The organism is Polaromonas sp. (assembly GCF_030682935.1).
Classification (GTDB): Bacteria; Pseudomonadota; Gammaproteobacteria; order Burkholderiales; family Burkholderiaceae_C; genus Polaromonas.
This window is the reverse complement of record NZ_JAUXNA010000066.1, coordinates 1-8,071: the sequence shown is the minus strand read 5'-3', so window position 1 is coordinate 8,071 and position 8,071 is coordinate 1. Positions and strand designations below refer to the sequence as shown.

At 62.6% G+C, this 8,071-nt stretch carries 9 protein-coding genes and 1 tRNA gene; 7 read left to right on the top strand and 3 right to left on the bottom strand.

Annotated elements, in window-relative coordinates; translation table 11 throughout:
• The 5 genes from Q8K05_RS02520 to Q8K05_RS02500 form a co-directional block, all read left to right on the top strand.
• Positions 1-774: urease subunit alpha (locus Q8K05_RS02520; protein WP_305244965.1), on the top strand; the 774-nt coding region annotated here is incomplete at its 5' end.
• Between the two features lie 7 nt (positions 775-781).
• Positions 782-1,390, top strand: coding sequence for an urease accessory protein UreE (ureE, locus tag Q8K05_RS02515; RefSeq protein ID WP_305244964.1), 609 nt, complete (start codon positions 782-784; stop codon positions 1,388-1,390).
• Between the two features lie 16 nt (positions 1,391-1,406).
• Positions 1,407-2,105 (top strand): urease accessory protein UreF, encoded by a 699-nt coding sequence (locus tag Q8K05_RS02510; RefSeq protein ID WP_305244966.1) that lies wholly within the window; start codon positions 1,407-1,409, stop codon positions 2,103-2,105.
• 36 nt (positions 2,106-2,141) lie between these two features.
• Positions 2,142-2,798, top strand: a complete 657-nt coding sequence (gene ureG / locus Q8K05_RS02505) for an urease accessory protein UreG (protein WP_305244963.1) — start codon at positions 2,142-2,144, stop codon at positions 2,796-2,798.
• 68 nt (positions 2,799-2,866) lie between these two features.
• Positions 2,867-2,956 (top strand) — tRNA-Ser (locus Q8K05_RS02500).
• A 167-nt stretch (positions 2,957-3,123) separates the two neighbouring features.
• On the opposite strand, the gene Q8K05_RS02495 is transcribed toward Q8K05_RS02500, so the two are convergent.
• From Q8K05_RS02495 to Q8K05_RS02485, 3 genes are all read right to left on the bottom strand, one after another.
• On the bottom strand, positions 3,124-4,467 hold the full coding sequence (locus Q8K05_RS02495; protein ID WP_305244962.1) for a sigma-54 dependent transcriptional regulator: 1,344 nt from the start codon (positions 4,465-4,467) through the stop codon (positions 3,124-3,126).
• 9 nt (positions 4,468-4,476) lie between these two features.
• On the bottom strand, positions 4,477-5,781 hold the full coding sequence (locus Q8K05_RS02490) for an acetate kinase (protein ID WP_370868757.1): 1,305 nt from the start codon (positions 5,779-5,781) through the stop codon (positions 4,477-4,479).
• Positions 5,782-6,051: 270 nt separating this feature from the next.
• Complete coding sequence (locus tag Q8K05_RS02485) at positions 6,052-6,408, bottom strand: hypothetical protein (protein WP_305244960.1); 357 nt, start codon at positions 6,406-6,408, stop codon at positions 6,052-6,054.
• Positions 6,409-6,431: 23 nt separating this feature from the next.
• Here Q8K05_RS02485 and Q8K05_RS02480 point away from each other — a divergent pair, with 23 nt between their 5' ends.
• Entirely contained in the window at positions 6,432-7,598 is a 1,167-nt protein-coding gene (locus tag Q8K05_RS02480) for a hypothetical protein (protein WP_305244959.1), read from the top strand.
• A gap of 82 nt (positions 7,599-7,680) precedes the next feature.
• On the top strand, positions 7,681-8,058 hold the full coding sequence (locus tag Q8K05_RS02475) for a hypothetical protein (protein ID WP_305244958.1): 378 nt from the start codon (positions 7,681-7,683) through the stop codon (positions 8,056-8,058).
• Positions 8,059-8,071: the final 13 nt, after the last annotated feature.

Genomic DNA, 8,071 nt, shown 5'->3' with positions numbered 1-8,071 from the left:
GAGCATGTGGACATGCTGATGGTCTGCCACCACCTGGACCCGGCGATTGCCGAAGACCTGGCCTTCGCCGAAAGCCGCATCCGCAAGGAAACCATTGCCGCCGAAGACATCCTGCACGACCTGGGCGCCATCAGCATGATGAGCAGCGACAGCCAGGCCATGGGCCGGGTCGGCGAAGTCATCATCCGCACCTGGCAAAACGCCCACAAGATGAAGCAGCAGCGCGGCAAGCTGCCAGGGGACACCGAGCGCCACGACAATTTCCGCGTCAAGCGCTACATCAGCAAATACACCATCAACCCGGCCATTGCCCACGGAATTTCGCACGAGGTCGGCTCCATCGAGCAGGGAAAATTTGCCGACCTGGTGGTGTGGAAACCGGCGTTTTTCGGCATCAAGCCGTCCATCATCCTCAAGGGCGGCTTCATCGCCATGGCCGCCATGGGCGACCCGAATGCCTCGATTCCGACGCCGCAGCCGGTGCATTACCGGCCGATGTTCGGCGCTTTTGGCGGCGCGATTGCCAAGGGCTCGCTGACCTTTGTATCGCAGGCCGGGCTGGCCGCTGGCATCAAGGACCGCTTTGGCCTGGCCAAAACGCTCAGCGCGGTCAAAAACATTCGCGGCGTGCGCAAGCAGCACATGGTTCATAACCACTACCTGCCCAAAATGGAAGTCGATGCCCAGACCTACCTGGTGCGCGCCGACGGTCAACTGCTGACCTGCGAGCCGGCCACCAGCCTGCCGATGACGCAGCGTTATTTTTTGTTTTAATCGGCTGATGCTTCAAATATCCAAACTCATTTCGCAGGGTGCCGGATTGGCCCCGGTGCTGATCAAACGCGCCTCCTCCCTCGAGCTCGACTGGGATGTGCGCCAGAAAAGCCGCTTTGACGCGACCGACTCGCTGGGCCGCAAGCTTGGCGTGTTTTTGCCGCGCGGCACGCTGGTGCGCGGCGGCGACGTGCTGGTGGCCGAAGACGGCTCCATGGTCCGCGTCATTGCCGCGCCGCAGGCGGTGCTGCGCATCACGGCCTGCCAGGCGCACGGCACGCCCTTTGACCTGACCCGCGCGGCCTACCACCTGGGCAACCGCCATGTGCCGATCGAGCTGAAACCCGATCACCTGAAAATCGAACCCGACCATGTGCTGGCCGAGATGCTGCGCGCCATGCACCTGACCGTTCAGGAAGTCGAGGAAGCGTTTGAGCCCGAAGGCGGCGCCTACAGCGCAGGCGCTCATGACCACGCCCATGCGCCAGCGGCCGTCGTGCCCCCGGCCGCCCATGTCCACGGGCCGAATTGCAACCATAACCACGACCACGCGCAGCCTGACGCCATCAAGCCGGTCGCCATTCAAATCCATCCGCGCAAGCCGCACAGCCATTGAAACAAGCGTGGAATTGATGATGCCAGCAGACGAGCCCCTGCCTGCGGCCAGTCTTATCCAGTTGATCTGGCTGGCCTCGCCGGCCTTGCCTGTGGGCAGTTTTTCATACTCTGAAGTGCTTGAAGCCGCCGTGGAACGGGCCGGAGTAGCTACTGAAAGCATAGCATCCGACTGGCTGATGGACCAGCTTCACCTGACGCTGGCACGCGGCGATCTGGCCGTCATTGCGCAGGCCATTCCGGCCTGGCGCCAGGCTGACCTGCGTCGCATCCAGCAACTCAACGACTGGGTGCTGCAGACCCGCGAAACCAGCGAGCTGCGGCTGCAGGCCGAGCAAATGGGCCGGTCGCTGCTGGAATGGCTGCGCAACCATGACGGCGCCAACGCCGGGCACATTGACGCCTGCGCCCAGATGCAGCCGACCTATCCGGTGGCTTTTGCACTGGCGGCGTCGCAAACTGCGGCCGGTGTGCGCGACTGCATGCTGGCCTACGCCTTTGGCTGGGCCGAAAACATGATGCAGGCAGCGCTCAAGTCGGTGCCCCTCGGCCAAAGCGCCGGCCAGCGCATCCTGGCCCGCTTGAGCCGGGACATTCCCTCGGCGGTCGAATCGGCCCTGCAGCTTCCAGACAGCGAACGCCAGGCGTTCTCACCCATGCTGGCGATTCTTTCGGCCCAGCACGAAACCCAATATTCGCGACTCTTTCGCTCCTGACGAACCGCCTTCTCTAACCGTTTAAGGGATTGCCCCATGAGCCTGCACCACATCGCCAACCGCACCAAAAAACTGCCGCCCCTGCGCGTGGGCATTGGCGGGCCTGTCGGCTCGGGCAAAACCACCCTGCTGGAAATGCTGTGCAAGGCCATGAAGGACAAGTACGACCTGGTGGCGATCACCAACGACATCTACACCAAGGAAGACCAGCGCCTGCTCACCGTGAGCGGCGCACTGGACGCCGAGCGCATCATGGGGGTGGAAACCGGCGGCTGCCCGCACACGGCGATCCGCGAAGACGCCTCGATCAACCTCGAAGCCATCGACCGCATGCTGGTGGATTTCCCGAATGCCGACGTGGTGTTCATCGAATCGGGCGGCGACAACCTGGCCGCCACCTTCAGCCCCGAGCTGAGCGACCTCACGATCTATGTAATTGACGTGGCCGCCGGCGAAAAAATCCCGCGCAAGGGCGGCCCGGGCATCACCAAAAGCGACTTGTTCGTCATCAACAAGACCGACCTGGCCCCTTACGTAGGCGCCAACCTGGGCGTGATGCAGGCCGACACCATCCGCATGCGCACCACCGCGAAGGGTTTAAAACCCTTCGTCATGACCAACCTCAAAACCAACACCGGCCTGGCCGAGGTGGTGGCCTTCATCGAAAGCAAAGGCATGCTGCAGGCCGCCTGACGCCTGACGCCTATTTTTTCAGTGCCAGCCCCAACGTCAGCCCGCCCTGCGGTTAAACTAGCGGGCTTGGAAGCGTGGCAGAGCGGTTGAATGCAGCAGTCTTGAAAACTGCCGAGGATGTGAGTCCTCCGTGAGTTCGAATCTCACCGCTTCCGCCAAAATCGGAAATTCGCATCATTTCCCGAAGGGTTGCACAGCCAAACCCAACCTGGCACCTAACAGACCCCAACGAAGTCGTTGGGTTTTTTTCGTCTGCATATGGCTGCTGGTCGTGCGTCATGGACCGGCTATTGAACATTTCTGTGGGTTTGAAGCGGCGATGAACTCACTCAGCGCGTGGCGCGAGGCCGTGTTTGTCCATCAGTCGGTACAGCGTCATGCGCGAGATGCCCAGCTCGCGTGCCGCATGGGTGATGTTGCGGCCAACGCGAACCAGGGTCAGCGCAATCGCATCGCGTTCCGCCATGGTTCGCACCGTGTCCAGTTCAATACCGACAGGGCTGCTTGCCACCTCGAGCCCCAGATCCGTCGGCGTGATCAAACGCTGGTCGGTCATCACCGCGGCGCGCTGCACACGGTTGAACAACTCGCGCACGTTGCCCGGCCAGTGATGGGACATCATTGCAGTCATGGCCTGCCGACTGAAGCCCTCCACCCGTCGCGGGTGCTTGTCGGCCATGCCGCCGCGTAAAAAATGCTGCGCCAGCTCCGGCACGTCGGAAATGCGCTCACGCAGGGACGGCACCACGATGGGCAATACGTTCAGACGATAAAACAGGTCTTCCCGAAACCGGCCCGCCGCCACCGCCACCGCCAGGTCTACGTGCGATGCGGCCACCACGCGGACATCCATCTGCAAGCTGCGCGTGGAGCCCACACGATGAATGGTGTGCTCCTGAAGGAAACGCAGCAGATTGGTCTGCAGTTCAAGGGGCAGGTCAGCAATTTCGTCCAGAAAGATGGAGCCGCCGCTGGCCGCCTCGATCAGTCCGTGCTTGCCCGCCGTCGCGCCGGTAAACGACCCGCGCTCGTGGCCAAACAGTTCCGATTGAATCAGCGAGGGCGTAATGGCACCGCAATTGACGGCAATGAAGGGCCCAGCGGCGCGCCGGGAACACTGGTGAATGGCACGGGCGGCCAACTCCTTGCCGCTGCCGCTTTCTCCACCAAGGAGGACCGGCGCGTCGGTGGCAGCCACTTTGCGTATCTGCTGCTGCAAACGCACAATCGCTGCGCTGTGCCCGACCATGCCCATGCTGCCCTCAGCCTTCAGGTAATCGTCGTCCTGGCCTCGCAACTGGGCGCGGCGAAAGGCGTGCCCCAGTGTGAGATTGAGCACGCGCCAGTCCACGGGCAGCGTGTGGTAGTCGAAAAAGCAGCTCAGGACCAGCTCGCGCAGGACGGGCGAATCGAGGGCCTCGACCTGGAACACGCCCACCCACTCCATCCTGTTCGATAGCCGCAGCCACTCCTCGACTTCGCCGAGTCGCTCGAGGGAAGCGTCACCGAGCAGCAGCACGCCAACCTTCACCTGCTGATGCGCCTGTATGCGCCGCGCCGCGACGAGATCGATTGCTGGCAGAGAAATCCAGCCACTCGCCGGCAATTGATCAAACACCTCTCCAGAACAGGATCCCACGCAGACGGACAGGATTTTTCGCAACTCCATGACACCCCTTCAGAATGACATCGGAATCCTGAGGCCCACAGTCAGATCCGGCGTATCACGCGTGAGACCGGCGCCGACCGTCACGCTAAAGGTCGTCTTGTCACTGTATCGGTACGAATAGCCCAGCAACAGGCTGGCCAGCTGAGTGCGCACGGAGCCCGCCACCGGCGTTGCGTTCTGGCGCGTGCGACCGACGGAGTTCAGGTCAACGCCCATGCTGAACGTCGACTTGTCGTTGAGTGCCAGCCCCATGCCGAAATTGATGCCGAAGATGCCGCCGGGCTCTACGGTGCCAATAAACTCCCGCTCGCCGCCCAGCACCTGGCGGCTGAGATTGCTGCGCTTGAAGTTGTGCGTGTAGCTGATGCCGCCAAAGAATACGGCAGGGTCAGACGGAAACAGCCAGGTCAGGCCGGGTTGCAACGAGTAAAAACCGGAACCGGTGGGTAAATCGAGCGGCAGGCCGGTACCCGTCGTGTTGCCCACGCAGCGCGTGACGCAATCCGTCACCACCTCGAACGGATCCTTGCCGGTGCGCGCCTTGAAGCGCAAGGACCCGATGAGATAGGGCTTGTTCGCACCGCCGTCATTGAGCTGGTAGCGTGCCGCAAGTTCGACGTCGCCAAAGGCGCGGCCGCTGCTGTTAAACGCCCTTTCAGAGGCTGATCCCTCGAATATCTCGCGACTGATCGTCGCATCGGATCGGTACACATAAGGCAGTTTCGCTTCCAGCTCCAGCCGATTGCTCAGGCCATAGCGCGTCGTCAAGGCGCCCGTGAGCGTGCTTCGCTTGACCTCGCGCACATCGATCAGGCCAATCAGCAACGCCGGAATAATGGTGTAACCCACCAGCGCGACGCGGTTGCTCGACGAATAGCTGTATTGCACCGAAGGCTCAAGCAAAAACTTGCCTCCGGGCGTAAGAATGCCGGGCTGATCGAACAAAGGCGCCACGGCAGGTTGCGTGATCTCCTGACTGGGCGCAGTCCCGACGCGCACGGGGCGTTGGGACGTATCGGACGCACTCTGCGCGTCCGCAGTCCCGGCGCCTTCAGCCTGACCGGCAACAGGGCGGGACTCCTGGCCCAGCGCCCGCTGCAATTCGCGGTGGCGCGCCTCCTGGTCTGCCACCGCTTGCCTGAGGGATTCAATCTGCTGGTTTTGCTCGGTCAGCTGCTGCTGCAGCCGTTCGATACGCACACCTGCATCATCACTCGTCGCCGGTGCCCCCTGCGCATGGGACGCCGTAGCCGTGATGGCCAGCGAGGTACAGGCCAAAATAGCCAAGGACCCGTTACAGCGGTATTTCTTCATGGAACTCCCCCGTTGTTGCGCTTGCTGAAAATTCAGATTTTCATTTTGCAAAGCGGACCGGGCGGTGCAATTGACGGGCATCAAGTGCCGCGATTATTTTCCCGCTTGAAGCGGGGCCTGCTGAATGGGCCGATTGTCAGCCTGCGCGCATCGCCACACCTCAAGGACCGGCGACATGTCACATGCCGGATACGGCCAGCGCGCCTGTGCCACGCCGGGCGGCGAAGCCATGCCAGACAGGATGCTGCAGCCGGTTGCCAGCGAACTCGGTCAGGCGCCCAGACCATGGCCTCTTGTCAGCATCGTCACAGGCTTGAGACGGTTATCCGGCGCATTGTCTTGCGTGCCTGCCGGCGTCGTCCGTACCCCCTTGCGCAGGCCATCTGCGTCGCACAGCGGCAGGTGACGGCCCGTTAATGCGGCAGGGTGACCGTCAACCATCTGTGACAGTCCAGCCTTGGACTTCCATCTCAGGGTTGCCATTGATGGCTTGTCGGGCAACGGAAATTTCAATTTACCCAATGAACTCAAGGGCTTACCTGTTCCTGGACCGGGTTGGCATCGAAGTTGCTGAATTGCCACCGATTTGCGGCGACGCAATTCATCCAAGACTGCTTTTTTAAACAAATTGAATCACCTTAGGAGGTTCCATGAAAAAGACACTTCTGGCTTCGGCCATGGCAGTGGCGTTCGGTTTGAGCGGTGTGGCGTCTGCCAATACCACCGACCAGCAGAGTACGACCGGCAACAACACAAGCACCAGTACGAGCACGGCCACAAACACGTCAACCGCGAACCCGTCTGACAGCAGCCTGAACAAAAAGTCAGGCGCGGCAGCTGCCAACGCCGCACGTTCGGCTGCGCTCAACAACGGCTCTACCGGCACGTTCAGCAACGCCTTCAATGTCACCACGGCCACCGCCAGCAGCAGCCTGAGTGGTACCGTAACCAACAACATGGTGCATGGCCTCGGTAACACCGCCTACAACACGGGCTCCGCCGCAGGCGGAACCGGCAACGGTGGCTATGGCGGCGTGGGCAAAGGTGGCCAGAGCGCCGGCACGGGCGTCGGCGGCACGGGCGCTGGCGGTTCTGCCGCCGCAGGGGCAACAGGCGGCAACGCCACCAACGGCCCCGCCACCAATGGCAGTGCCACCAATGGCAGCGCCACTGCGGGCTCGGGCGCGGCGGGTGCTGGCGGCAACGCGAGCGGTGCCAATATCGGCGGCCTGGCGACAGCCAATGGCGACGACGGCGGCAGCAGCGGCAGCGCTAATGCCGGTGCGGCTACCGGTAGTGCCAACGGCGGCAATGGCGGCGAGTTTGGAAGTGGCGGTGCGGGCGGTTCGGGCGGCGGTGCAACCAACGCTGGCGGCGCTACGGGTACTGGCGGTGCGGGCGGCGCCGGTGGTGGTGCCGGCAGCGATGGCGGCGCCAGCACGCGCACGGCCGGCCTGGGTGCCGGCGGTGCCGGCGGGTCGGCCACGAACGGCAGCGCCAGCAATGGCGGCGCCAGCAACGGCAGCAACACGGCGGGCAACGGTGGTGCCGGTGGCGGCGGCACGGGCGGCACGGGTGGCGCGGGCAACGGCGGCACCAACACGGCTGCGGGCGGCACGGGTGGTGTCGGCATGGGCGGCACCGGTGGCGCTGGTGGCACCAACAACGTCAACGCAGGAACCTTCAGCATGGCCAACACCATGACCAGCGTCGGGCAATCGGCTGCCGGCATCATGATCGCAAGCCAGAACAGCGGCATTTCCTCGCTGGTTCAGCAAAGCGTGAACGTGCAGGCTAACCTGGCCATCGGCCAATAAGCCACCAGCCGACATCGATCAAGAATCCCATGCCAGGGTCGATGTCGGCTTGCCGCTACCGCAAACCGAAGGGGAAAACAAAATGAAATTGCCCGATCTTTCCTGGTTCACCTGCGCAGCATTGGTGATCGCGCTGCCAGCACACGTTGTTGCGCAAACTCCACGGGTTGAGCCGCTCACCGCAAACGCCGTCGTGCACAGTACTGGCCCTGCCGGGTTCGACAAGCCTGTCGTACCGGCCACGCTGGAAGAATACCGCGGTGGCAGTGGCTTGGTTTATAACGACATGACGCTCACCGGCACGACGGCCAACAACACGGCCATTAACGTGGCGACCGGCACTAACGTCATCAGCGCTGGCGCGTTCTCGAACATGAGCGGCCTTCCGTTGGTGATCCAGAACTCTGGTGCCAACGTGCTGATTCAAAACGCTGTGATCCTGCACCTGCAGATGAATTGACCGGAGGGCATGA

What these genes read in the sequence shown, in the direction of transcription:
- ureE (WP_305244964.1), top strand. Translation starts at nt 782, where the DNA reads ATGCTTCAAATATCCAAACTCATTTCGCAGGGTGCCGGATTGGCCCCG.
- Q8K05_RS02510 (WP_305244966.1), top strand. Translation starts at nt 1,407, where the DNA reads ATGATGCCAGCAGACGAGCCCCTGCCTGCGGCCAGTCTTATCCAGTTG.
- ureG (WP_305244963.1), top strand. Translation starts at nt 2,142, where the DNA reads ATGAGCCTGCACCACATCGCCAACCGCACCAAAAAACTGCCGCCCCTG.
- Q8K05_RS02495 (WP_305244962.1), bottom strand. Translation starts at nt 4,467, where the DNA reads ATGGAGTTGCGAAAAATCCTGTCCGTCTGCGTGGGATCCTGTTCTGGA.
- Q8K05_RS02490 (WP_370868757.1), bottom strand. Translation starts at nt 5,781, where the DNA reads ATGAAGAAATACCGCTGTAACGGGTCCTTGGCTATTTTGGCCTGTACC.
- Q8K05_RS02480 (WP_305244959.1), top strand. Translation starts at nt 6,432, where the DNA reads ATGAAAAAGACACTTCTGGCTTCGGCCATGGCAGTGGCGTTCGGTTTG.
- Q8K05_RS02475 (WP_305244958.1), top strand. Translation starts at nt 7,681, where the DNA reads ATGAAATTGCCCGATCTTTCCTGGTTCACCTGCGCAGCATTGGTGATC.